General features: G+C 43.8%; 16 protein-coding genes. 5 read left to right on the top strand and 11 right to left on the bottom strand.

The window, feature by feature from the left end; genetic code table 11:
• Positions 1–5 precede the first annotated feature (5 nt).
• From ACVBIU_RS17715 to smc, 6 genes are all read right to left on the bottom strand, one after another.
• Positions 6–887 carry an SDR family NAD(P)-dependent oxidoreductase gene (locus ACVBIU_RS17715; RefSeq protein WP_447164442.1) on the bottom strand — a complete coding sequence of 294 codons (882 nt, stop codon included), beginning with the start codon at positions 885–887 and terminating at the stop codon, positions 6–8.
• Positions 888–983: 96 nt separating this feature from the next.
• The gene (locus ACVBIU_RS17710) at positions 984–2,180 is read right to left on the bottom strand and encodes an HD-GYP domain-containing protein (protein ID WP_447161700.1); all 1,197 of its coding nucleotides are present in this window, start codon (positions 2,178–2,180) and stop codon (positions 984–986) included.
• 551 nt (positions 2,181–2,731) lie between these two features.
• The gene (locus tag ACVBIU_RS17705) at positions 2,732–3,214 is read right to left on the bottom strand and encodes a DUF2919 domain-containing protein (protein WP_447161701.1); all 483 of its coding nucleotides are present in this window, start codon (positions 3,212–3,214) and stop codon (positions 2,732–2,734) included.
• Between the two features lie 522 nt (positions 3,215–3,736).
• On the bottom strand, positions 3,737–5,740 hold the full coding sequence (gene ligA / locus ACVBIU_RS17700; RefSeq protein WP_447164441.1) for an NAD-dependent DNA ligase LigA: 2,004 nt from the start codon (positions 5,738–5,740) through the stop codon (positions 3,737–3,739).
• A gap of 133 nt (positions 5,741–5,873) precedes the next feature.
• Entirely contained in the window at positions 5,874–6,782 is a 909-nt protein-coding gene (gene zipA / locus ACVBIU_RS17695; protein WP_447164440.1) for a cell division protein ZipA, read from the bottom strand.
• Between the two features lie 23 nt (positions 6,783–6,805).
• Entirely contained in the window at positions 6,806–10,261 is a 3,456-nt protein-coding gene (gene smc, locus ACVBIU_RS17690) for a chromosome segregation protein SMC (RefSeq protein WP_447164439.1), read from the bottom strand.
• A 217-nt stretch (positions 10,262–10,478) separates the two neighbouring features.
• Here smc and cysZ point away from each other — a divergent pair, with 217 nt between their 5' ends.
• Positions 10,479–11,252, top strand: coding sequence for a sulfate transporter CysZ (gene cysZ / locus ACVBIU_RS17685; protein WP_447161705.1), 774 nt, complete (start codon positions 10,479–10,481; stop codon positions 11,250–11,252).
• A gap of 70 nt (positions 11,253–11,322) precedes the next feature.
• Here cysZ and ACVBIU_RS17680 read toward each other — a convergent pair whose 3' ends face one another.
• Both ACVBIU_RS17680 and ACVBIU_RS17675 read right to left on the bottom strand, forming a co-directional pair.
• Positions 11,323–12,570 carry a GGDEF domain-containing response regulator gene (locus ACVBIU_RS17680; RefSeq protein WP_447164438.1) on the bottom strand — a complete coding sequence of 416 codons (1,248 nt, stop codon included), beginning with the start codon at positions 12,568–12,570 and terminating at the stop codon, positions 11,323–11,325.
• A 198-nt stretch (positions 12,571–12,768) separates the two neighbouring features.
• Complete coding sequence (locus ACVBIU_RS17675) at positions 12,769–14,046, bottom strand: RDD family protein (RefSeq protein WP_447164437.1); 1,278 nt, start codon at positions 14,044–14,046, stop codon at positions 12,769–12,771.
• Positions 14,047–14,274: 228 nt separating this feature from the next.
• Here ACVBIU_RS17675 and cysK point away from each other — a divergent pair, with 228 nt between their 5' ends.
• Positions 14,275–15,243 carry a cysteine synthase A gene (gene cysK, locus ACVBIU_RS17670; protein ID WP_447161707.1) on the top strand — a complete coding sequence of 323 codons (969 nt, stop codon included), beginning with the start codon at positions 14,275–14,277 and terminating at the stop codon, positions 15,241–15,243.
• Between the two features lie 30 nt (positions 15,244–15,273).
• Here the strand turns inward: cysK and ACVBIU_RS17665 are convergent, their stop codons facing one another.
• Positions 15,274–15,966: a TetR/AcrR family transcriptional regulator gene (locus tag ACVBIU_RS17665; protein WP_447161708.1), complete on the bottom strand. Its 693-nt coding sequence runs from the start codon at positions 15,964–15,966 to the stop codon at positions 15,274–15,276.
• A 171-nt stretch (positions 15,967–16,137) separates the two neighbouring features.
• On the opposite strand from ACVBIU_RS17665, the gene ACVBIU_RS17660 reads away from it, so the two are divergent.
• The 3 genes from ACVBIU_RS17660 (at position 16,138) to ACVBIU_RS17650 (ending at position 21,567) form a co-directional block, all read left to right on the top strand.
• Complete coding sequence (locus ACVBIU_RS17660) at positions 16,138–17,211, top strand: methyltransferase (protein WP_447161709.1); 1,074 nt, start codon at positions 16,138–16,140, stop codon at positions 17,209–17,211.
• Positions 17,212–17,361: 150 nt separating this feature from the next.
• Positions 17,362–18,348: a TDT family transporter gene (locus tag ACVBIU_RS17655; protein WP_447161710.1), complete on the top strand. Its 987-nt coding sequence runs from the start codon at positions 17,362–17,364 to the stop codon at positions 18,346–18,348.
• A 507-nt stretch (positions 18,349–18,855) separates the two neighbouring features.
• Positions 18,856–21,567 (top strand): TonB-dependent receptor plug domain-containing protein, encoded by a 2,712-nt coding sequence (locus ACVBIU_RS17650; protein ID WP_447164436.1) that lies wholly within the window; start codon positions 18,856–18,858, stop codon positions 21,565–21,567.
• Between the two features lie 104 nt (positions 21,568–21,671).
• Here ACVBIU_RS17650 and yfcC read toward each other — a convergent pair whose 3' ends face one another.
• A complete protein-coding gene (gene yfcC, locus ACVBIU_RS17645; RefSeq protein WP_447161712.1) occupies positions 21,672–23,252 on the bottom strand; it encodes a putative basic amino acid antiporter YfcC in 1,581 nt (526 codons plus the stop codon).
• Between the two features lie 135 nt (positions 23,253–23,387).
• Positions 23,388–24,833, bottom strand: a complete 1,446-nt coding sequence (panF, locus tag ACVBIU_RS17640; protein WP_447164435.1) for a sodium/pantothenate symporter — start codon at positions 24,831–24,833, stop codon at positions 23,388–23,390.
• Positions 24,834–25,272 lie beyond the last annotated feature (439 nt).

Below are 25,272 nucleotides of genomic sequence, written 5' to 3'. Positions count from 1 at the left end.
CTGCATTAGTGGCAACTGGTCAGCATATCCATAGGATCACTAAATTGATATTCGAAACTAAATTCTGTCATCAATCTATCACTGTTAATCGACTTACCAGTAAGCTTAGTTGCTGCGCCATCCTTTATAAATTGCGGTATCACTAAGCCTAAGTCACTGGCGGCTTTTGCGTAAAATGCTTCGCGCGTAGGATGAGTCGGTGCGCATACATTATAAATTGTATTCTCAGGTGAACTAAACAATAGCGTCGTCACGGCAACAATGCAGTCATTTAGATGAACAAGGTTCACCGCACTATTGCCACCAGCAAGTTCTGTTTTACCCGCAAGGAAACGCCCGGGATGCCGCTTAGGTCCAACCAGCCCGGCAAATCGAACAATACAGGCATTGTCTTTAGCGGCAAAGAGCGCCTCAGCTTGTAAAAGTTTTTCACTGTTCTCTGAGTGAGCTTTAGCGTCTTGCTCTGTAAGTTCGCCATCGATAGACGGATACACGCCCGTAGTACTCACAAAAATAAGCCTTTTGTAACTGTGATGATCTATGAGTTGGTTTAACTTAGCTAGCCGTGACAAATAGGCATCGGGATCTTTTCTTAACCCCGGAGGAATATTAACCACTAAACAGTCAACAGTCAGTGCCCGGGTTATCTCTGCACTTTTCTCTGCACTTTTCTCTGCACTTTTCTCTGCACTTTTCTCTGCACTCTGCTGTTGCAGCTGTGCATCATCTAAATCAAGCTTAAAACCATTAATGCCCTGCTCTTTTAATGCCTGCGCTTGTGCTAACTCCCGCTTACTGCCAAAAACAGTCACACCGCGTTCAACCAAAGCCTTTGCGAGCGGAAGCCCAAACCAACCACAGCCGACAATACAGACTGATTTAATCATATTTTCTATCTCTGAATTTATAACTCTTAATACGTATCAGTTTAAAGCACAAGCTAAGAGGTAGGCTAGCTTTGTGCTAACAGATAAGGAAACTTGTTATAAGGTGCTGAAGTAAAAGCTTACTGGTGATGTTGCATCGAGTGTTTTGACCGCTGCAGATGAAAGCGCTTCAAGTTTTATTACAGCGACAATCTCTTGCTCTTCTTCGGTTAAAAATCGCAACTGACCATTTTTACCATCAATGCTACAACTCCAGACTATGGGCTTTTTAACCTGAGATGTGGTTACCATCACTTTGGCTACATCACCGCAAGACAGGGTTACTAAGGTTCCTGGCGGGTAGATCCCCAGCACTTTAACTAAAGTCGAAATTAACTTTGGGTCATGTTTATCGACACGGTTCTTAAATAGGTAACCTAGCGCCACTTGTGGCGATCTAGCCTCACCGGCCCTAAGTAAGCGCTCGAAATCATTCGCTAAACTCACCACTTGCGTTTCAATGGCGATTTGCTGCCCCTTCAGTCCATGAGGATAACCGCTACCATCAATCCATTCATGGTGATGCAAAATAATATCTAACACGGCACTTGGAAATAAACCTGACTTATTCAGCATGTCATAGCCAAACTGGGCGTGCATATTTAAGAAATTGGCTTCATGTTCTGATAGATGGCCTTTTTTGCGTCGGATCACGTCCGGTACTTTCTGCTTACCGATATCGTGAAATAGCGCTCCCATGGCAATATCGCGCAACTGTGAGTGAGTCATATCCAGTGCTTGGCCAAGGATCATAGATAAGACCGCTACCGATACACCGTGCTGGTTAACCGATATATTGTCGCCCGCATTCACCAACGTTAGGTAAGGAGTTTCCATCTCCTTTAGGTGATCCATTAGCTCTTCAACTAAGGTTGCGGCACTTCGGTAAGCGCCTTGAGGATCGGCGCCTAACTTTGAAAAAGTTGCTCTGCAATCACTCGCGCCCTTGGTAAACCTTTGTTGGCCCATTCGAATAGACTTTCTAACGAGCGCACTATACTCAGCAGCGATCTCTTCTGGGGTTGGGGCGATTTTGACTTTGACTGGTGCAGATTTTTTTGACAGCAACTCAACACCGGAAATCAGGTACACGAATGATACATTAAGCGTTTTAATTAACTCAATGTGTGCTAATTTCTCTATTTCGATACGATTGAATAGAAAAGGATGGTTCGTCCATGAAAGAGGAAGCTTAACGGTCATACCAACTTTCAACTCAGACAAAGGAATTTGCATCTCGGCAGCCTTTGACATTTAAGTCACTCCAGCATCGGCATTTAGGCCGATTTTTATTGCTAACCAATCAGAGTACATAAGCTTAAGCACTCTTTAAACCCACAGCTAATACCAAAGCCTAACGGCAATGCTGCTTTAGGTCTGAGCCAAGTCGATAATGATTATCTTACTCACTAGACTGCAGACTGGTGTCAACTTTATGACAAATAGAGCTAAATTGACACGTTAAAATTCAATATGAGGGTTTTATTCAAGTGAGTCTGGTTAAAAATACGCTGTTTGAGTATATGTTATTCCTTATTTATCTCATTTTATCGAGAATAACCACAAATTGAATATTGCATACAATATTCAACGCCCCTATACTGAAACTGTTTCTTAAGATCGGTCGCCCCGAAGATGATGTTTAAGAAGCAATACTGTCAATTGTCCTTTAACTTGCTAAGTCATAGTCGCAGTTTGATTATTATTTATCTTTAAAGGTTTTTTATTGTAACTCTTTGGATCATATGTACAGAGTGACTCTCTGAATCAAGATTCTTTAGACGCTGCTTGCAGCGTCTTTTTTTTTATTCTTTTTCCTTGCTATCATTTTCTTTCCAGTCACTAAAGTACAGCTTCAAACGCTTTGACTTATATAGATATAAACCACTCCAGAATAAGAACAATGCATCTAGCCCTATACTCCAGCTGTACACATAGTATGTATGCAACACACGCTGGATAAGTAAGCCACCATCAATAAATAGCAGCAATACCAGCATCCACTTCATATATGGAAAAACAGGTCGTACCCAGTTAGGCGCACGTTTTCTTTCTGCTATCACGGCGCCATAAACAATGAGGGCTCCTGCACCTGCGGCTAAAGCCAGCAAAAAGTCACTTTTGTGCGGGTAAAATAATTCAACTAAGGCAGCTCTATCGCTGGCTTGAGTCAGTGATGCGATAAACACACACCAACCACGGGCAATAAACACCAGTAACAGATAGAGCATGATTGGCGGTTTTACATGTCCTTTATCATCGAGCCATGTGATATTACTAAAATTCAAACCATTTCCTTTGATTGATGACTCAAGACGACAAGTCAGTGCTTAAGCTAAACCTACTGTTAGATGTGGTGGCAATTAAATGATTTTCAAGCTTTATACCAATTACATTAGGTATTTAATCAATTCAGAAGCGCTTGAGCTTTTCAATTCAAGACGCATCGATGACAGAATGGTTATTCCCTAGTGAGTCAATGCAAAACAGAAGTGGAACACTTGAGCGTTTCCCACTGGCTGGTGATATTTAAAACATGGCAAAGCACTGCATGCTACGCCCGAAACTCTTCATATACGATTACATATATTTAGGAGGTAGAGCAAAGCAGGAGCCCAGAGCTGAGAATAACGATTCGCATCAAATTCCCAACTTGCCCTCAGCCCTTTGAATTCACGCTGAATGAACAATTCCTTAATCCAATTGGTATTAACAGACAATAAAAAAGCTCCTAGCCAAAGCAGCATAGGAGCGTTTAAATTAATCCAACTCACGTGTTAAATTTATCTCTCTTTTAGAGCAAATCGACCTTAAGCCAAAATAGCAATCAAGGCTTCTTCATCGATAACTTTAACCCCTAGCTCTTGCGCCTTAGTCAGTTTTGACCCTGCCGCGGCACCCGCGACTAAACAATCGGTATTTTTCGATACACTCCCAGCTACCTTAGCACCTAGTGCCTGTAGCTTGGCTTTAGCATCATTGCGGTTTAATTGAGTTAACGTTCCCGTTAATACCCACGTTTGGCCTTTAAGTGATAGATCTTCTTCTGCCACTTCTTCTATTGCAGGCCAATGTACGCCAGCTTCAATCAGCTTATCAATAACGTCAAGATTATGAGGCTGGGCAAAAAAGTGAGCAAGATGGGCCGCCACAATCGTGCCAACATCATCGACCCTAATGAAGGCTTCTTCATTCGCCGACTTAAGTGCATCAAGGGTTTTAAAATAGGCAGCCAAGTTTGCGGCTGTCGCCTCACCCACTTCGCGTATTCCTAATGCATAGAGGAAACGGGCAAAAGTGGTTTGTTTAGCGACATCGATAGCGGCAACAAGTTTAGTCGCAGACTTCATGCCCATGCGCTCTAACATCGTCATGGCAGAGGCGGTCAACTTAAATAGATCGGCAGGGCTTGCAACTAACTCTTTATCAATGAGTTGCTCAACAACTTTATCGCCCATACCATCGATATCTAACGCCTTACGTGATGCAAAATGTTTAATCGCTTCTTTGCGCTGCGCTTCACAAAAGAGTCCACCGGTGCAACGTGCAACCGCTTCACCTTCGACGCGCTCAACTTCGCTGCCACAAACTGGACAATGCGCAGGGAAACAGATCTCTTTGGCATCATCAGGACGCTTTTCAGCCACAACGGCAACAATTTGCGGGATCACGTCACCCGCGCGGCGGATGATGATGGTATCACCGATTTTTACGCCAAGTCGGGCAATTTCATCGGCGTTATGTAAGGTTGCATTTGATACGGTTACGCCACCGACAAACACTGGCTTTAAACGAGCAACCGGCGTGACTGCACCAGTACGCCCCACCTGAAAGTCGACGCCCTCTAATAGGGTCATCTCTTCTTGTGCAGGGAACTTAAATGCTGTTGCCCAGCGCGGTGCTTTAGCTACATAACCTAAACTTAATTGGTGAGCAATTTGGTTAACCTTGATCACCACACCGTCAATTTCGAACTCTAGGCTGCTACGGCGCAGTTGAATATCATTATAATATTCCATCACCTGTGCCACAGACTCGCACACTTTAACTTCTTGGCTAACGGGCACGCCCCATGAGCGCAATTGTTCAAGCTGACCATAATGACTGTCGGCAAGCTCCCAAGACTCAGGCTCCACCACACCTAACGCATAAGCATAAAAGCCTAGAGCGCGGCTCGCGGTGATCTTACTGTCTAACTGGCGCAAACTACCCGCTGCTGCGTTACGTGGGTTAACGAACAATTTCTCACCTTTAGCACGAGCACGTTCATTAAGTGCATCAAATGCCTTGTGCGGCATAATCACCTCTCCACGCACTTCAAGTAGCGGCGGAAAGTTAGCGCCACGTAAACGCAATGGGATAGATTTAATTGTGCGCACGTTTTCAGTGATATTCTCGCCAGTCTGGCCGTCACCGCGAGTAGCCGCTCGCTCAAACACACCATCACGGTAAATAATGCTCACTGCAAGACCATCTAGCTTAGGTTCACAACAGTAGCTTAAGCTGCCGGTTTTATCGGTTATACGTTGATTAAACGCAGTAAATTCTTGTTCATCAAATACGTTATCTAGACTGAGCATAGGTTTTAAATGTTTAATTTGCTCAAACTTAGCCAAAGCCTCGCCGCCAACCCTTTGTGTCGGCGAATCAGCTAAACAAAATTGTGGATGCTCATTCTCTAGCGCTTTCAGTCTGTTCAATAAGCGATCGTACTCAGCATCGGGGATCGAGGGGCTGTCATCAACATAGTAGCGATAGTTGTGTTGATTAAGTTCAGCGGTAAGCTGAGCAATTTCAGTTTGAATAGCGTGCATCTTAATGTCCAAATAATAACAAAGGCCGCTGATGCGGCCTTTCAAATATGTATAAGTGTTAAAAGCCTAGGCTTGGGATCTAATTTGCCCTGTTCCTCAAAACTTCGCTTTTATGGTTATGCTCAATTTGCGCTTAGGCCTGCGCTCTGATCCGCTGGATATAGTTTTGCTTAGTACTCTCTAACCACTCATCACGGCCACCGTCGAGCACCACACCACCTAAATCATCGGCAATTTGGTGAGCCGAGTTCAGCATAATAGAGAAATTCATTAACGCATCGCCATAACAAGGTAGCGTCATAAACAGCACTACACCTTGCGTGCTAAATTGCTCCATATTATCCGGGTCAAATACGCCAGGCTTAACCATATTCGCCATCGAAAACAGTACCTTTCCAGTACCAGCATTATCTTCATGACGATGGAAAATATTCATATCACCGAACTTGAAGTTAAGTGTTAGCAAACATGGCAATAACTCTGCGCCACTAAGCTCTTCGCCCTCTTTAGCCACAACATGTAAGACCAGCACATCTTGTGGTTCACCTAGCTCATCTGTAGCGGCTTGCTTTGGCTCTTCTACGGTTGCTGGCTCTTGTGCTGCCGGCTTTAAAGGCGCTGGTTGAGGTTCAGCTGCAGATAAAGGCTCTTCACTTGCAAACAAAGACTCTTGCACTGGCATTTCATCACTAAAAGCCGGATTTTCTGCCGATAAAGACGGTTCTACACGAGCCTTATTCATTTTAGCCGCAGGAGCCTGGCTTAACTCAAACGCTTCTTCAACCGGCTCTGTGAACAGCGGCTCTTGCTCGTTAACATCGCTCGTTGCCGTGTCTACTGACGTTGGCTTGACCACTCTAACTTCACCAATCCCATCGTTATCAAAACCTTCGGCATCGCGACGCTCACGGTTGATATCCGCCATGGGGCTTTGCTTGTATCCCTTAGGTTGCTGTTTTCTAATGGACCAAAAGCCGTGCACAAGTACGGCGATAATGGCTATCGCACCTATAAGAAGCAATACCAGCTGCAAATTTTCCATTGATTACCCTGTATTTCTTATGTTTATCCTGCGTCGGCTAATGCCACCGCTTCATCGATATCAACAGCCACGATGCGCGAAACACCGGGCTCATGCATAGTCACACCGATAAGTTGATCGGCCAATTCCATGGTGATCTTGTTGTGACTAATATATATAAATTGTACGCTTTGGGACATCTCTTTCACCAAACGACAAAAACGTTCGACATTGGCGTCATCCAAAGGTGCATCAACCTCATCCAACATACAAAATGGTGCTGGATTCAATCTAAAAATAGCAAAAACTAATGATAAAGCGGTTAACGCTTTTTCTCCACCAGAAAGAAGGTGAATAGTACTATTCTTCTTACCCGGTGGCCTAGCCATAATGGTCACGCCAGTTTCTAATAGGTCATCGTCGGTTAACGCTAAATATGCGCTTCCGCCACCGAAGACCTTAGGAAACAAGATCCCTAAGTCAGTATTCACTTTATCAAAAGTATCTTTAAAGCGACTCTTGGTCTCTTTATCAATCTTACGAATCGCTTCTTCTAAACTGGTTAGCGCGGCATTAAGGTCGCCATCTTGACTGTCTAAATACAACTTACGTTGATTTTGCTGATCGTACTCTTCAATAGCCGCTAAGTTGATAGCCCCTAAATGTGCTATCTGTGCCCGTAGTCGTTCTAGCTCTTTTTGACGCCACAACATGGTCTTCTTATCGTCTAATGTAGATAATATTAGTTCAACATCAACGTTTTGTTCATTTAACAATCGCTGCTGACTGTCAATTTGACCTTTTATACCTTCACGACGTAACTTTAACGTGCTGGAGGATTGAGTCAAGTCTTCTAACTTTGCAAGCTGTTGTTTTTTATTCGTTCCTGCACTATCGCACAGTTCTTGTAACTCAGCCTGCTGCTGTCTTAAAACCGTTAACGCCTCTTGCTTAATTTGTTGCGCTTGCAGAGCCTGCTCTAATTGTTCTTTAAGGGATTGTGACTGTCCCTCTTCAAGCTCGTTGTCTTTAGCCTCTAATTGCTTATGTAGTTGCAACTCATTTTGTTCAAGCTCTAGCAAACGCTGTTGGTGTTGATTTACTTGCTGTTCAATGAGCACTAACTGAGTGTGTAAGCTCTGCTCACTCATTGAGGTTTGCGTCACTTTGGCTTCTAACTGCTGCCGTAGTGGTTTTAGCTGTGCAACTTTTTCAACCGCTTGTGCTTTTTGCTGCTGACCATGAGTTTTAGCCCGCAGCGTCTGTTCCAGCGTCTCGTTCAGTAACTGATGTTGCAGCTTACGCTGCTCAGCGCTGAGTTCAAAGGCCTGTAACTCTTGCTTAGCTTCAACTAATTCTTGCTCAATTTTTGCGAGTCTAGAAGCGATATCCGTTATCGATTGCTGCTGCGAACGCAGTTGTGAACTTAAACTGGCAAGCTCTATCTGCTTGGTTTGAATCCACTGCTGTTTTTGCTGAGCTTGGCTAACAAGCGGCGCCAGCAATAACTTTATCTCGGCGAGATTTTCGCTTAATCTTGCTAAGCTCGCTTGGCTATTAGCCACACTTTGCTGCAAGGCAATTTGTTCATTTTTAAGCTCGACAATCGAGCCTGCTGCCTGGGTTTTCTCAATGATAAAATCGACACCGATAAGATAACCGTCGGCGGTCGCAATTAACTCGTCATCCTTGAGTGCACTTCGTTGCAATATGGCGTGGTTTTTTGTCTCAACCCAGGTGACATGTTTTAACCAGGGAGCTAGGTTTACCGGCGCCTTGATGGCCGCAAGTTGTGTGCTTCCAGCTTCAAAACCAAACTGCGCTTGATTAGTATCTTTATCTTGGTCATCACCTAGACTATTACGTTGCGAGTCGTCTTGGGGTAATACTGGTGCACTCAATAACCCTGACAATAAAATATCAACGGCGCTTTCCCAGCCGGGAGTAACATCGATCACTTGCCATAGCTCTTGGCTATCACCGTCCTTATCGGCTGGTAATAACTGAGACACGACCGATAGCCGCCCTTGCTCATCTGCAAGTTTGACTTTCAGAGCGTCCTGTTCGGCGAGCAAGGTTTGTTCAGTTTGTTGTTTGGCTTCCAGCTGGAAATTGAGTTCATCGACAATTTCTTGTTCTTGCTCAATAACACCACTAAGCTCACTCACCTGCTCAGTGATATCTTGCGACGTCAACAGTTCAAGCTCTGCTGCCGTTTGCAGTGTTTGCTCTTCTAGTCTCGCGACCCGTTGATGTTTATTAGCAATATCCGTTTCAGCATGGCTGAGCTGATTACGATTCATCTCAAAGGCAAGGTTTGCCTGAGTATGAGCCTCATTTAAATGAGTTAATTGCTCGCTCAGATAGTCAAGCTGCTCAACTAAGGTAGAAAGATCGGCATCATGTTCTGCCAATTGCTGTCGCAATAGACTGGCTTCGGGCAAAGCACTGGTTTGCTGCTCAGTTAGCAGAGTTTGTTTTGCTTCATCGTCGGCTAAACGGGCACGGTAAGTGAGCATCTGCGCCGAAAGCTCTTGTAGTCGTAGACTCAGGCTTTCATCCTGTTGCTCACGGTGCTTGAGAGACTGCTCTAACTTCGCGATGTGCGTTTTGGTCAAATAAAAGTCTTCGACCTGATGTGCTTCTTTAGTATCAAGCTCGCTTAGCGTTAAATTGAGCTCTGTTAATCTCAGCTCTATGGTCTGATTTTCAGCCAAAAACTGTGCTTGCTGCACCCCTAACTTACCCAGTTGCTCATCAATTTTTGCGGTTTGCTGCAACAACTCATGATAGCGTGATACCGATAATTCGGCATCGCACTTGCGCTCAGCTTGCTTTAGCTCACGATACTTTTTAGCGGTTTCAGCCTGTTCGGCCAATTTATCTAACTGTTTAGCTAATTCAGAGCGAATATCACCGAGCCTCGCCAAGTTCTCTCGGGTGTGACGAATGCGATTCTCAGTTTCTCGACGACGTTCTTTATAACGAGAGATCCCCGCCGCTTCTTCAATGAAAACCCTTAGGTCTTGAGGCTTGGACTCAATGAGCCGTGAAATAGTGCCCTGCTCAATAATGGCGTAACTTCGGGGCCCAAGACCTGTGCCCATAAAAAGATCGGTAATATCTTTACGGCGGCACTTTTGGTTATTGAGAAAATAGCTAGAATCACCGTCTCGGCTCACTTGGCGTTTAACGGCAATTTCTTGATAACTGGAATACTGGCCAACTAGGCGCCCATCTTGATTGTCAAATAGCAATTCCACGCTGGCAACTGACACGGGGCGTCTTGCGGTAGAGCCATTAAAAATAACGTCTGCCATAGAGTCGCCACGCAGATGTTTGGCAGAACTTTCACCCAATACCCAACGCACCGCATCAATCACATTGGATTTGCCGCAGCCGTTCGGGCCAATAATGGCGCTTAGTGGACTCAGTAGAGGTATTTTGGTTGGATCGACAAATGACTTGAATCCGGCAAGTTTAATCAGTTTAAGTCTCATGGTGCCGTTTTGTCATTTCCTCGCTAACATGTTAGCGATTAAGTTCGACGCCTAGCATTGGATAGCTAGCAATCGCATTTATATGGAGTGTAACTTTACCAAAGCTCACTGCATTTTGTAACGCTTTTTATTGATGATTAAGCGCTTTTAACTTGTGATTAAATACCGACTGACTCACAATCGTACGAATATGCATTCTTAACAACGTAATACTTCTATGAATAAAACCAATCAAGTACAAAAAAAAAGCGGTGTTAATTATTTTCTCGATGGCTTTCGTCTAATCAAGCAGCCTGGCCTTAGAAGATTTGTCTTTATTCCACTTTCAATCAATTTATTGTTATTTGGTAGTCTAGTCTATTTTGCCATTGGTCAATTAGAGAGTGTGTTTGCCTGGCTTTCAGGTCAACTTCCCGACTATTTAAGCTGGCTAAACTTTATCTTGTGGCCATTAGCTGTACTAACTTTATTAGTCGTACTGTCGTTTATTTTTAGCTCGGTTATGAACTGGCTTGCCGCCCCTTTTAATGGTTTATTAGCCGAAAAGGTAGAGCAGCAACTTACGGGTAAGCCTCTTAACACCGGTGGCGGTATCGATCTGATTAAAGATCTGCCGCGGATCATGGGCCGAGAGTGGATAAAGCTTAAATATTATCTCCCTAGAGCCATCGTATTCTTACTGCTATTTTGGATCCCTTTTGTAGGGCAAACCGTTGCGCCTATTTTGTGGTTCCTGTTTAGTGCCTGGATGATGGCAATTCAGTATTGTGATTATCCATTTGATAACCATAAAGTGCCGTTTCAGGACATGAAGTTTGCGCTCAATCAGACCAAGGGCAGCAGCTTTAGTTTTGGCGCCGCAGTCACCCTGTTCTCGATGATCCCCATTTTAAACTTTGTGGTCATGCCCGTTGCAATTTGTGGCGCGACGGCCATGTGGGTCGATAAGTATCGCACCGCCTATAAAAACGATGCTATTGCCCCTGAATAACCTAAAAACCATACTTTGAGAAAAAGCAGCCATCGGGCTGCTTTTTCATGGTTGCAATCAAGCTTAAAAGCTAGCTTTGCGCGATACAAACTAGGTTACGTCCAGCACTTTTAGCTTCATACAAACTCGTATCAGCGCGGTTTAGCAACTCATCTACGGTTTCGTTGGCGGTAAACTCTGTTACACCGGTACTGACCGTAATATTTAACGTCCCTTTTGAGGTTTCTATCGGTGTGACCTCAAGTTGCATACGGAATCTGTCGAGCAAGGCATACGCTTTCTCTACATTAAGGCCTTTAAATCCCACCACAAACTCTTCACCACCAATTCGTGCAACCGTAAAATGCTGTGAAAATGACTGCTTCAATCGTGCAGAAAACTCGATTAACACCTCATCACCAACATCATGACCATAGGTATCGTTCACCTTTTTAAAAAAGTCGACATCCAGTAATGCCAACGCTAAAGAACCTTGTTTTTGAGCAATCAAAGTTAACTTTTCTTGATAAAAATTAAAGAAATAGCGACGGTTAAACACGTTGGTAAGGTAATCGAGATTCGCCTGTTCCCACAGTTTTGTGACCATGTCTAACGAGTCCAGTGTTGTTAACACCCGGCAATGAAACTCTTCATGCACAAACGGCTTTTGCAGGAAGTCATTCGCACCATTTTTAATAAAGCGTGCTGATAAGCTTTCATCACTGTCGCTAGATAGGCCGATAATGGCGAGTTCTTCGCGGCTCAGTCGCTCCCGCACCTTAATAATCAACCCAAAACCATCCAGCCTTGGCATATTATAATCAGTGATGAGTAAAGTAATGTCGGGGTTATCATTAAGGGTTTCTAGTGCTGCAATTCCGTCGTCAGCTTCAATAACCTGAAATAGATGCTGCTCCAACAGGCTACGAATAAACTTACGGCTAACAACCGAGTCATCGGCAACCAGCACTTTGACACTTTGATTACGGCTTAAACGTTTCACCAGCTTAGCGGTATATTCATAGCTAAAGCGGTTTTCCTTAAATACATAATCCACAATGCCGAGCTGCAATAGTCGAGCGCGCTGCTCGGCGTCCCAGCTACCGGTTAATACAATGCAAGGGATCTGTTTTGCCAACACAAACTTCACTATCTCACCTTCTTGTGCATCAGGAAGGTTTAAGTCTGTGATCGCCACAAAGTACTCATTTTGTGCCAACAGCTCTTTAGCGCTGGCCATATCCGGGGCGACATCGACCTCACAACATAACTCTTGAGTCAGTAAGTGCCGCATTACCCGAGAAACCACTTGGCTATCTTCAACCACTAATATCCGCAAACTTGCTCTCCTTCTTCCCATACTCCTTGTTATGTGCAGTTAACGAGCTTCTTAACCGACTCTACATTAATCAATATTTTTGACTGATGTGTTAACTGTACATAATAAAATGGGAGATTTACGCTGTCGCATAATGCATCTACGCGCTTCTTATGGCGGCAAGCTTAACGAATGTTGGTAAAAAACGGTATCCTTATGTCAAATGTTTGCACCATTTTCGATATCAGAGTTAACAAACTTGTTATCAATAGATGCATGTTCCAGTGCCACTTCATGCTTTGTTTTACGCACATCGATAACCACAGTTGCCGAGATTTTATCTTGAATCGCTTGTCTATTAGCATCCCAGTAAATTTGGAAAAAACCCAATAAACCCGTGGTAAAGCCAGCTGCGTAGCCACCATAACGACCAAATGCATCCCAGAGTGAAATTTTAGTGCCATCGAGCTGAATAACACGAATACCAAATAGTTTTTTACCTAAAGTTTGACCATCAAACCAGGCAGTGAACACTGTAAAATAAAAAGCTGCCCAACCAAAGCCTAGACCCAGATCGTTTAACAGGCCTTTTATCCATGCCAGTGGACTGGTTGTCGAGTCCTCATCTTCAATGACTGTTGACTCAGGAAAACCAGCTCCAATCTCAAGATCTAAGTCTTTGGCTGCTTTAATAATGGTATCTTTATTTATGGCGGGATTGGTACTCATCGCAGTATTTGAATTGATGTTTAAATCATTAACGCCTACATCATCAACATCTAAGCCATTAGCATCTGAGTGATTAACGTCTAGCTTATTGGCGGCAGCGTCATGTAAGTCTGAGTCATTAAGATCTGAATCATTAACGTGCGGCGCAACTTGTTCAAGCCCCTGCTGTCGATAAAGCGGTTGCTTCTCAATACTCGAAAGCGGTAACCCTGCGACTAAGTCATTGATGATTTCTGTCTGCTTTGCGGCTGGTAAACTTGATTGAGATAATGCCTGCTCCACTTCGGCCAGCTTCGATTGTGCACAGGCTAAATCCTCACATTGACTCGCCACAAAAACGGCCGGGATGTAGCCTATCATTTCAGTGAAAGTTGCTAAGTCTGCGTCACTATTTTCTGGCTGCAGTTGGTGACGATTGCTGGTTAGGTCACTGCCTTGTTCAGATAAGTCAGCCGTGACATCGCCATAGTAGCCCACTAGCGCCGAGACCAACGCAAGCAACATCAGTAGGTATAAGCCCCACTTAAACACTCTGCCCACGGTTTTACTCTGTTTTTGGATAATTAACGTACCCAGTACCAGTACAACAAAAATCCAGCCTGCGCTTTCGGCTAATACCGCTACCAACAGTCCATCGACCATCATAGCTAAGCCTCGCTTAACCGGACTTGCTAATGGCAAGTAAAGAATATTGGGCGCCACATCAAAGGCAAATGGTGTTACCCAGGTCTTAGGATCATCCTGCTTAGTTATTTTCTGCTGGTTCATCAAAACCCTCATCACCTTTTACAATAGGCATATAAACCGTTAATTTTATTGAATGTAATCTACTTGACTTACACAACATTAACATAATATTTTTTGTTTAAACCTGACGTTTATGTATAACAGCAAACGCTTTAATAACTAAAAAGCATAATGAAGAACAAACTATCACTTCTATTGCTGTGAAAGCCTATTATGATTTAGCTGTGCATATAAAGGAGCAAGCAATCCATGAGCAAAATTTTTGAAGATAATTCACAAACAATTGGTAACACCCCTCTTGTCCGTCTAAATCGTGTGAGCAATGGTAGAGTGCTTGCTAAAGTAGAAGCGCGTAACCCAAGTTTCAGTGTTAAGTGCCGTATCGGTGCCAATATGATTTGGGATGCAGAGAAAAAAGGTCTGCTGACTCAAGAGCAAGAGCTTATTGAGCCAACGTCAGGCAATACTGGTATCGCTCTAGCATATGTTGCTGCCGCTCGCGGATACAAATTGACTTTAACTATGCCAAACACCATGAGTTTAGAGCGTAGAAAATTACTTAAAGCACTTGGCGCTAACCTTGTTTTGACTGAAGGCGCTAAGGGCATGAAGGGCGCTATTGATAAAGCGGAAGAGATCCGTCAATCAGATCCTGAAAAGTATGTCCTATTACAGCAGTTTAATAACCCTGCTAACCCAGAAATTCACGAAAAAACGACTGGACCAGAAATTTGGAATGACACCGACGGTGAAGTCGATGTTGTTGTTGCGGGTGTCGGTACGGGCGGTACAATTACCGGCGTGAGCCGCTATATTAAAAACACTCAAGGTAAAGCGATTACATCGGTTGCTGTTGAGCCTGTTGACTCACCCGTTATCGCACAAACTTTAGCTGGCCAAACGGTACAACCTGGACCTCACAAGATCCAAGGTATTGGCGCTGGCTTCATCCCTGGAAACTTAGATCTAACCCTTATTGATCGCGTTGAAGCGGTAACCAATGAAGAGTCTATTGAAATGGCTCAACGTTTGATGAAAGAGGAAGGGATCTTAGTGGGTATTTCTTCGGGCGCAGCTGTAGTAGCCGCTAACCGTATCGCTGCATTACCTGAATTTGAAGGCAAGAATATCGTAGTTATTCTACCTTCAGCAGCAGAGCGTTACTTATCATCAGCCCTGTTCCAAGGCCAGTTTAGCGACGCTGAAAACGTGCAGTAAACTGTAGCCAATTGCCAAGAAACCCAAGCATTAGCTTGGGTTTTTTATTGCTTTGACTGTAATCGCTTTAACTATGTGGTTCACACTCGAGCGAATAATTTCCAACATCTCTTTTTCGTCGATACTGCCGCGAATAAGATATTGATATTCTAGCAACTTAATAATCGCTAATATTTGATATGCATCCGCATGAGCGGTACAAGAACCCATAGTGCTAAAAAATGTCTTAATGCTGGTCTGAAACGTCTCATCTAATAAGCTGATGGCCAAAGCAAGCTGCGGATTACGCAATGCTTCTTCATGGAATGCAAGCTCAAGTATTCTATCGTCTCGATGTGATAACTGCTCTTTTATATGCTCGCCAATGAATTGGCTTAAATGATCAATAATAAATGCTTTGACCTGTTGCTCATCAGCCCTTTGCTGCTCCAATATGACACTTTCTACCAACGCGTAACTATTTTGTTCTAATGCCTTATTCATCCACAAGGTTTTTTCAGCAAAATAGGTTAACGAATCACTGATCAGATCTTTAATGTCATCGAAATAATAGGTGGTTGAAGAGAGCGGTACATTAGCCTCACTGGCCACTGCGCGATGACGAACACCACGGATCCCCTCTTTGACGATTAACCGTAAGGTGGCTTCTAAAATTTCTATACGCCGAGCTTGGCCATCACTGCGGCTTGATTGTCGACCGACATAGGTCAGAGGTACGAGCATATCAACTTCCTTCAGACTAAAAATACGCAGGGTTCACCATTAATCTCGCTTCATACCTTGTGAGGCACACAGGTAAGCGTCTGAAGTCAGATCAACTTCAAACAATAAACAAACTGTAACATGTAAAATTTGGCTCCACTAATACTCTAGAAGCTTAACTTGGTTTAACTTATGTCTTTTTATCGCTCCCCCCTTTCTATTAGTGCTTTTGATGCAAAGTTTGAAGCACAAAAAATTGCTTTTGCACCAATTAGCTTTCAAGTAGCACGCTGTCTTCTAAAATTTAACCTTTTACAATTCATCTCCGAAAGCGGCGATAAAGGCTGCTGCGTAAATAGCTTGGCACAGCAATCTGAGTTATCAGCGTATGCTGTGGGAGTATTGGTCGATATGGGACTCAGTATGGGTCTGCTCTATTTAAATGAAGACGCTTATGTATTAGATAAAATTGGCCATTTTTTGCTGCATGATGATATGGCAAAAACCAACTTAAACTTTACCCATGATGTGTGCTATCAAGGTTTATTTGAACTAGAAGCGTCGTTAAAAGAAGGTAAGCCTAAAGGATTAAGCTCCCTTGGCGACTGGCCAACGATTTACCCAGGTTTGAGTCAACTTCCCGATGAGATAAAAAAAAGCTGGTTTGAGTTTGATCACTACTACTCAGATCATGCGTTTGAATCGCTGCTTCCTTTAATTTTTCAAGCTAAACCCAAACATATTGTCGATGTGGGCGGTAATACTGGCAAATGGGCATTGGCCTGCACAGGCTATGACAGCCAGGTCCAGATCACCATTATGGATCTGCCCGGTCAATTACAGGTCGCAATGGAAAACGCAGTGAATGCCGGAGTATCTGACCGAGTTAATGCCTATGTCACCGATCTGCTCGATGAAAATAAACCCTTTTGTGAAAAGGGTGATCTTTATTGGATGAGCCAATTCTTAGATTGTTTCTCCGAAGCTGAAATCCTGAGTATTTTAAAACGTGCTGCATCGGTCATGCAGCCAGGCAGTGAACTTTGTATCTTAGAAACCTTCTGGGATCGTCAGCCCTTTGAGGCCGGTGCTTATTGCGTCAACGCAACCTCTTTATACTTTACCGCCATCGCCAACGGCAACAGCCGCATGTATCACAGTAAAACCTTACTTAAGCTAATCAGCCAAGCAGGGCTCTTTGTTGATGAAGATATTGACAACATTGGTCTAGGCCACACCTTACTCCGTTGTAAGCTCAAGCCTTAATCACCTAATAAAACCATCAGTCAAAATCAAGAACCAAGAATCGGGCCAACTTAATCAATAAAATTGAAGTTAAGATTAATTTAGTTTCAATTTTAATTACCAAGTAACGGTTCTAAAATAAGCTTATAAGATTGATTCCAGGATAATACTATGGCCACATCACACACAAAATTAAGACACCGAGTATCACGTTTACCTAGCCCTATGGCAGGCCTTGCACTGGCTATTGGTAGCTTAGGTTGGGCATGGGAAAGTATGATGCCGAGTTTTGGTGGTCAGGCTCAATTAGCTGGCGCTTCAATCGCGAGTGTTATGTTATTGATGTTAGTCGCCAAATTCGTGCTTCACCCCAAAGTGCTGATGCAAGAATTAACTCATCCTGTCGTGGGTAGTGTCATCCCTACTTTTGCGATGGGACTCATGGTGGTTTCAGCTGCCATCGGGCACTTTAATCACAGTATTGCTGTAGTAATATGGTTATTAGCGATTGGCATTCATATGGTATTTTTAACCTTATTCGTCTATTACCGTGCCATCGATTTTAAACTCGACCATATGGTACCAAGTTGGTTTGTGCCACCTATCGGTATTATTGTTGCCGCAGTCTCTTTTCCTCATGGTGCTGAAATGCAGTATCAATGGTTAGCAGATGCAATTCTTACCTTTGGCATGCTGAGCTATCTAGTGATGCTGCCTATCATGCTCTATCGTTTGATCTTCTGTGAACCCATTGCTGAAGCCGCTAAACCTACCATCGCAATTTTAGCTGCACCCGCTAGCCTTTCTTTGGCTGGTTACTTAACAATTTCAGCTCAACCTTCATTGATTATAGTGGGTGTATTACTCACGCTTGCATTGCTAATGACCAGCGTAATTTATTTGGCTTTCTTTCACTTACTCCGATTGCCTTTCTCACCAGGTTACGCCGCATTCACCTTTCCTATGGTTATTGGTGCTACAGCTTTATTTAAAACCGTTAACTGGGTCGTTGCAACATACGGTAGCAGTGCGCTCTCTTTTGACTTACTCATCGCTGCAAAATTTGAGCTTATCGTTGCAACGCTCGTTGTTACCTATGTTGCGATAAAATACTTAATCCATTATAAGGCAAGCATTCTTGGTCGAGTTACAGCTTAAAAAATGATGTTAATTACGCCACTTAGGTGTTCCTCATTTAGCCTTTAAAACCGGTAAACTAAATGTAACATTTACCATCAACACCTACTCCCCGAAACCCTAAGTGTGACCACTCTCACACTTAGGGTTTTTTATATAGGATGCTACACTAACGCGTATACAGCTTAACACTCAGCAGAAACACACCAACATCAGTAACAGTAAGCGCCACAAGTAAAAACAAAACGCTCACACCAAGTAAACCTTCGCAACAAAACAGGCAACAGCAACACCAGCTTAATTACACGAAAAACACCGAAGTCACAACACAGTTACGAGCATGTTACTCACTCGTAAATTAACGTAAAGACTTGCGCACACAACACCTGTAAATAGCATGTTGCCCCAGTTATTTAGTTGTGCTTACATCCACTCTCGGGACCTCTTTTTAAATACATTTGCAACATCTTAAGAAGCAGAACCTAAACAAAACATATAACTATTATAAGTTCCAAGGGAGTAAACAATATGAAGCGTAACTCAAGATTGGCCAAAGCGATCCGCTTTGCGTTAGCAACAGGTGCAGCGGCTGCTGCACTAAGCTCGCCAGTAGTACTTGCAGCAACTGATGATGAAAATGTAGAACGCATCCAGGTGACGGGTTCTCGTATTCAGCGTAGCGATATGGAAACAGCAACACCTGTTACAGTGTTAAGTGCTGATGAAATGGCTAATCAGGGCTTCACTAGCATTCAAGATGCCTTAGAAAGCTTAACCTCATCTACAGGTGCTATGACGACGCAATCAGTTCATGGCTTCACACCTGCCGCTTCTTCTATTAGCCTTCGCGGCGCAGGTGCAAACCGTACATTGACACTGATCAATGGCAAAAGATTAAACCAATATCCAAAGCCCGCTGGCGGTACTGATAATTTCGTTGATACAGCAAACCTGCCGATGGAAGCAGTTCAACGTATTGAGATCTTGCAGTCAGGCGGTTCAGCTATTTATGGTGCCGATGCCGTTGGTGGTGTCATCAATATCATCTTGAAAAAAGATTTCGAAGGTGTTGCGGTTAAATACCGTCACGGCGATACAACAAATGGTGGCGGAGGCAACGATCGCGTTGCACTATCGATAGGTGCTTCTTCTGACAAAGGTAACGTTTCAAGCTTTATCGAATTTACAGACAATGAGTCACTAAAAGCAACAGATAGAGAAAACTTCGGTTTACACACGGATAAAGTACCTCACAGCCCATACTCTCAATACAGCTCATACGGCGCAAGAATCGCGGGTAGCGGTGATGGTGCACGCCAACTAACAGCAGAAGAATGTACTGCCGGTGGTTTCCTATGGGATTCAGCTCGTAACATTTGTGGTTTTGACCGCTCTGCATGGCGCGATCTGCAACCAGAAAGCACACGCTTTATCAGCTCAACCATCTTTAACTATGAACTTGCTGAAGATGTGACTTTTGTGGGTCGTTTAGATTTTGCAGAAGCTAAATCTGTTACTAATATCGAACCTTCTGCAATCGATGACTACGATATTGCTGTTGATGGCGATCAATTAACGGTTAGCTATGGCCAAGTTGGCGCAGATAACTACCTCAGCAAGGTCTTTGATGATAAGTCAACTGCACTAAACGGTGACTTTGCCAATGCTGAAGATGGTGATTACTACTATGCTCGTCGCTTACATGAATTAGGTAACCGCACAACTGAAACCAAGACCCGCAACTATTTCTTCACCGCTGGTCTTGAAGGCATGATTGCTGATGAATATAGCTGGGATGCATCAGTTAACTATGGCCGCACCAGTGTTGATGTATTTGGCAACGGTAACGCGACTGTAGCTGGTATGTTTAACTACATAACTGCCGGTGAGAATGGTAACTCTCTACTAGAAAACATGTCTGCAGAAGATGCAGAAAGAGCATCTTACAGCTCTTTTGAGCGCGCTCAATCAACACAGAAGAACATTCAAGCAAATATCACAGGCGCACTGTTTGATATGGACGCTGGCGAGGTGATGTTCGCATACGGTGCTGAATACACGATACAAGACTACTCAACAGACTCAGACTCTGAATCTAAAAACGGTAACATCTTAGGTAAAGGTGGTTCGTCAGGTGCTGGTGAGCGTAAAAACTGGGCAACCTATGCAGAATTGAGTATTCCAGTGCTGGATGACTTAACCATTGATGCGGCGCTTCGTTATGACCACTATGACAATTTTGGTGGTAACCTTTCACCACAAATCGCAGTTGAGTATCGTCCATTAAGAGAGCTACTTGTTCGTGGTTCTTGGAGCTCAGTTTTCCGCGCTCCAGATATGCACCGCGTATATGGCGATCCTACAAACGGCTTTAACACCGTTATTGACTTTAAGCAGTGCCAAGCGATGGGCGGAACACCAGGTACAAGTTACCCAGATGAAAACCTCAATGCTATCTGTAATGAACTTCACATCGATACCACAACTGGTGCTAACCAAGACTTAGAAGCTGAAACAGGTTACACAGCAAACATTGGCGCGGTATGGGGCGGAGATTCATTTAACGCATCGTTCGATCTTTGGGAGTGGAAGCTTGACGACATGGTAAGTGACATCAGTGCTTCACAAGCTGCTCGTGAATATGAGCTGTATGAAGACATGATCACCCGTGACGATAATGGCACCATTACTCATATCAATGCAACAGCCCAAAACTTGGCGTACCAAGAAGTACGTGGTTTTGATTTAACTGCTGGCTATAACTGGGATCTAAATAATTTTGGTGAACTAAAGCTTAACTTTAGCGGTACCTATATCTTGAATTCAGAGTATCAGCTAACTCAGAGCGACCCTATTGAAGATGATATCGAAAACGGTGGTTTGCCACAGTACCGTGCCAACTTAGTACTTGGTTATTTCATTGAAGACTTTGAGGCGACACTTGGCGCTTACCACACTGCGCGCATGCACGGTTCACAATATAAGTCTTTCAAAGAAGCTGCAGAAGCCGCAGGCGATGTATTTATTGAAGAGGACCATGAAGTTGCCTCGCAAACTAAGTGGAACCTAACGACAGGTTACACCATCTCTGATTCAATAAAAGTTAAAGCGGGTGTTGTTAACTTGTTTGATGCAGGCCCTAACTTTGACCCAACTGCAACATCATGGCCGCACTACCCACGCAGCATATACAATGCACGTGGTCGTGAGTGGTTTGTTGAAGGTGAAGTGAAGTTCTAAGCAAGCACTTACTTAAGAGCTAACTATCGCTTTACTCACACTAAAAACGGCATCCTAAGATGCCGTTTTTTATCAGTTCATTTTACGTTTCAATCTATTCTCGCTTAACTAAATCCCATATAGTGCGCAGCGATAACAATCACGCTCGATACAGTAAATAACGCCAACATAAAGCGCCAAATAAACTTAAGCCACTGCCCCCAATCCACTCGACATACACCCAGAGTTGCCATCAAGGTTGCAGACGTTGGCACTAGAACGTTAGTAAAGCCATCACCTAGCTGAAAAGCCAATACGGCAACTTGACGTGTGACACCTACAAGGTCAGCCAGCGGTGCCATGAGCGGCATGGTGAGTGCAGCCTGACCTGAACCAGAGGTCACAAAGAAATTAAACACCGATTGAAACACAAACATAAACCAAGCTGACATCACACTTGGCAGCTGACCGATAAACTCACCTGCGGCGCTTAAAATGGTATTCAATACACTTGGTGTTTTAGCATCACCACCACCTAGTAACAACAAAATACCAGATGCACAACCCACTAACACAGCAGGTTCAAGCATGGTGGCAGCGCCCTGCTTAAAGCTCACTGCAACGGTGTTAATATTCATGTTATTTAGCTTAAACAGCACACCGATTAAACCGACGATAATACCCATGGTAAAAAACTGACTGGCTATTTCGGGGATAAACCAAGCCTTTGCTATCACCCCCCAGATGATCCACGCAACGGTCACAACGATAGTCGATAACACTAAGATATCACCAAGATTAAAGCGGCTCTCTAAATTGGCCTGCTTTTGGTTTTCTCTAAAATAACTATCACTTTGATAACTGAAAGAGTGCTCAGGTTTGGCTTTTACTTTTGCACCATAACGCATGGTGAAGATTACGCCCATCAAGGTAAAACCTGTCCACATAATAAAGCGCATGCCCGAGCCCGATAACACAGGTACGCCAGCAATGCCTTGTGCAATAGCAACGCTAAACGGGTTCATCCAAGATGCGGCAAAGCCAATTTGAGTTGCCACATAGGTGACCATTACAGTGGTGATGCCGTCATAGCCTAAACGGATCATTAACGGGCAGATAATAATGGCAAAGGCTATCGCCTCCTCCCCCATACCAAATACCGCACCGCCAAGTGAAAACAGGATAAATATAACCGGAATAAACAAGCCTTCTTTGCCACGTGTGGCATCTATTAGCTTCAAAATCCCGTTATCTATGGTACCTGTTGCCATCACAATGCCAAAAGCGCCGCCAATCACGAGCATAAACATGATCACGCCAATGGCGCTGCCCCACTTAGACCCTGAAACGAGACCTTCGAAGGCAAAATTAAAAAAGCCAACGCCTCCATGGCCTTCAAATAACGCAACAGGCTGTAGAATAGGCTCGCCCAGTTCATCAACTTCATACGTAAAAGAATTGGGATCAATAACGCTTCGACTCTTCTCTACCCCATCAACAACATAGCTGACATCTTGAGTCTGAAACGAGCCAATTGGAACAAAGTAGGTCAAAATCGCAGCCGCGATTGCAACAAAAAAGATAATGACTAAGGTATCAGGCATTTGCCATGATTTACGCAGTTGAGAGGCTTGCTCAGATGATTGAGCAACACCATGACTAACCGTTTGATTAGTTGTGTCATTTGAAGTACTAACAGGGTCCATTATGCCACCATTTTATTATTATATGGCGGCAAATATAAACCAATGGCCAACCCTTTTCCAGCAATGGGTTAACCTTAGACAGCTTACTGCTTACCCTAGTCTTACAATATGCTTACAACAGGCTTGCAATACAGCTTAATAATCATTCTGCAGTGAACGTTTTGCTCGTGATAACTGTATGACATGACTAATCACTAACATCAATAGCGAGAATAGCAGCGCGGGGACAATAGGATGAATATTGAATGTCAGTGGTGCTTGCCACTGCAGCGCGAGATAACTTGCCATACCACTGCACATCGCCACTAAAGCGCTTTGCCCATTCACACTAGGCCAAAATAACCCGGCTATAATCGGCCATAAAAATACCGCTTGCAGTGCACCAAAAGCCGCAAGATTAATCCAAACAATCATATCCGGCGGTTTTATTGCCCAAAAGCAGGCTAAGGCAGTGATCAGTACCATCACTACTTGAGTCAAACGAACTTGAGCTGTTGAACTCATCTTCGGTCGGGTTTTCACCACGCCGTCACGCACAATGCTTACCGCTGATTGGAGCAACATTGAATCAACCGATGACATGACCGCAGCAATCGGCGCCGCTAATAAAATACCCGCCCAAAATGGGCTCATTAACTCTGCAATTAAGGTGGGCATAATCTGATCGGGAACCGAGAGATTTGGAAATAATGCACGCCCTAAAAACCCACAAAGATGCGGCAGTAATGTCATCAAGAAACAGATTAATGTTCCCCAAATCATACCGCGCTTTAATGATTGGTTATCTTTAACTGCGAGTAACCTGACAATCGTGTGTGGCAAGCCCATTGTACCAAAACAGATCAATACCCAAAATGAGAGCATCATTGGCCAACCAAGATAGTCACCCATGCCGTGAGGGCTAAGTAACTGAGGTGCTTTTGCCGTTTCCTCGCTAAGCTGCGCACTGAGCTCTGGCTGCGTAAGGATCACCAGTAGTAATATCATCAGTCCCACTAACATCACCATACCCTGCAGTGCATCGGTAAGCACCACAGCTCTAAAGCCACCAGTAATTGTGTAAGCCATTACCGTGATGACAAATACCGCTAGGCCTAACTCGTAGCTAATGCCTGTCACACCAGAAAGTAACCGCGCACCACCTATAAATTGCACCGAAATCATGGCAATAAAGCCGACGACTAAGCTCAACATGGCAATAATGCTTAATCCTGTGCTTTTATAGCGAATATCTAGCCATTCAATAATGGTGCTGTATTGCTTTTTTTGCGCAAGAAATTTAGGCCCTAAAACCCCCAGAGTAAGAATAACCACAGGTACTTGAATAAGTGCTAACCAAACCCAGCCCAAACCAAACTTATACGCCGCCCCTGGCCCCCCAATAAAAGAGCCTGCGCTGGTATAAGTTGCAACTAAGGTGAGTGCCAGTAACGGCCCCCCCAAAAACGGACCGCCTATGAAGAAGCGCTTGGCTTTATCTTCATGCAGTGCCTGAGATTGTTTAGATTGACGTGCGCTCCATACACGGGTGACAACCAGGCTCAAAGCGAGATAAATAAGCACGGGAAGCAAACTAGTCATCTTGTTTGTCAGCCATATTGGTCAGTAAAAAGCTAAGACTTACTATCAATAAAATTGGTGCTGCAATACAGGAAAACCAAAACCATAGGGGTAAACCGAACCAACTTCCTAGTTCTCTCAGCCATAAAGGGCCAAAGCACCAGAGAAAAAAGTAACTAAAGGTCAGCACGAGTGAGGTTTTTGTAAGCAAGCGCATATAATTGCAGGCAGTCACGCAATGGAAGAGTTAGGCGCGGGATTTTAATCAATATTAATGAGTGATACCAGCAGCCGCTGACAAACAGCGTTAGAAACATGATGGGAAAACAAACTAACCATTAAATTATTGCGTAATGTCACAATTAATCGCTGCGACTTCAGTATTATACCAAACTGGAAAATTAACTGGTCACACTTGCCCAATCCCTAGAACACAATTTTGTCACTCGCTCTGAACTCT

The organism is Shewanella sp. 30m-14 (assembly GCF_052977125.1).
This window is presented reverse-complemented; position numbering and strand designations above follow the sequence as displayed.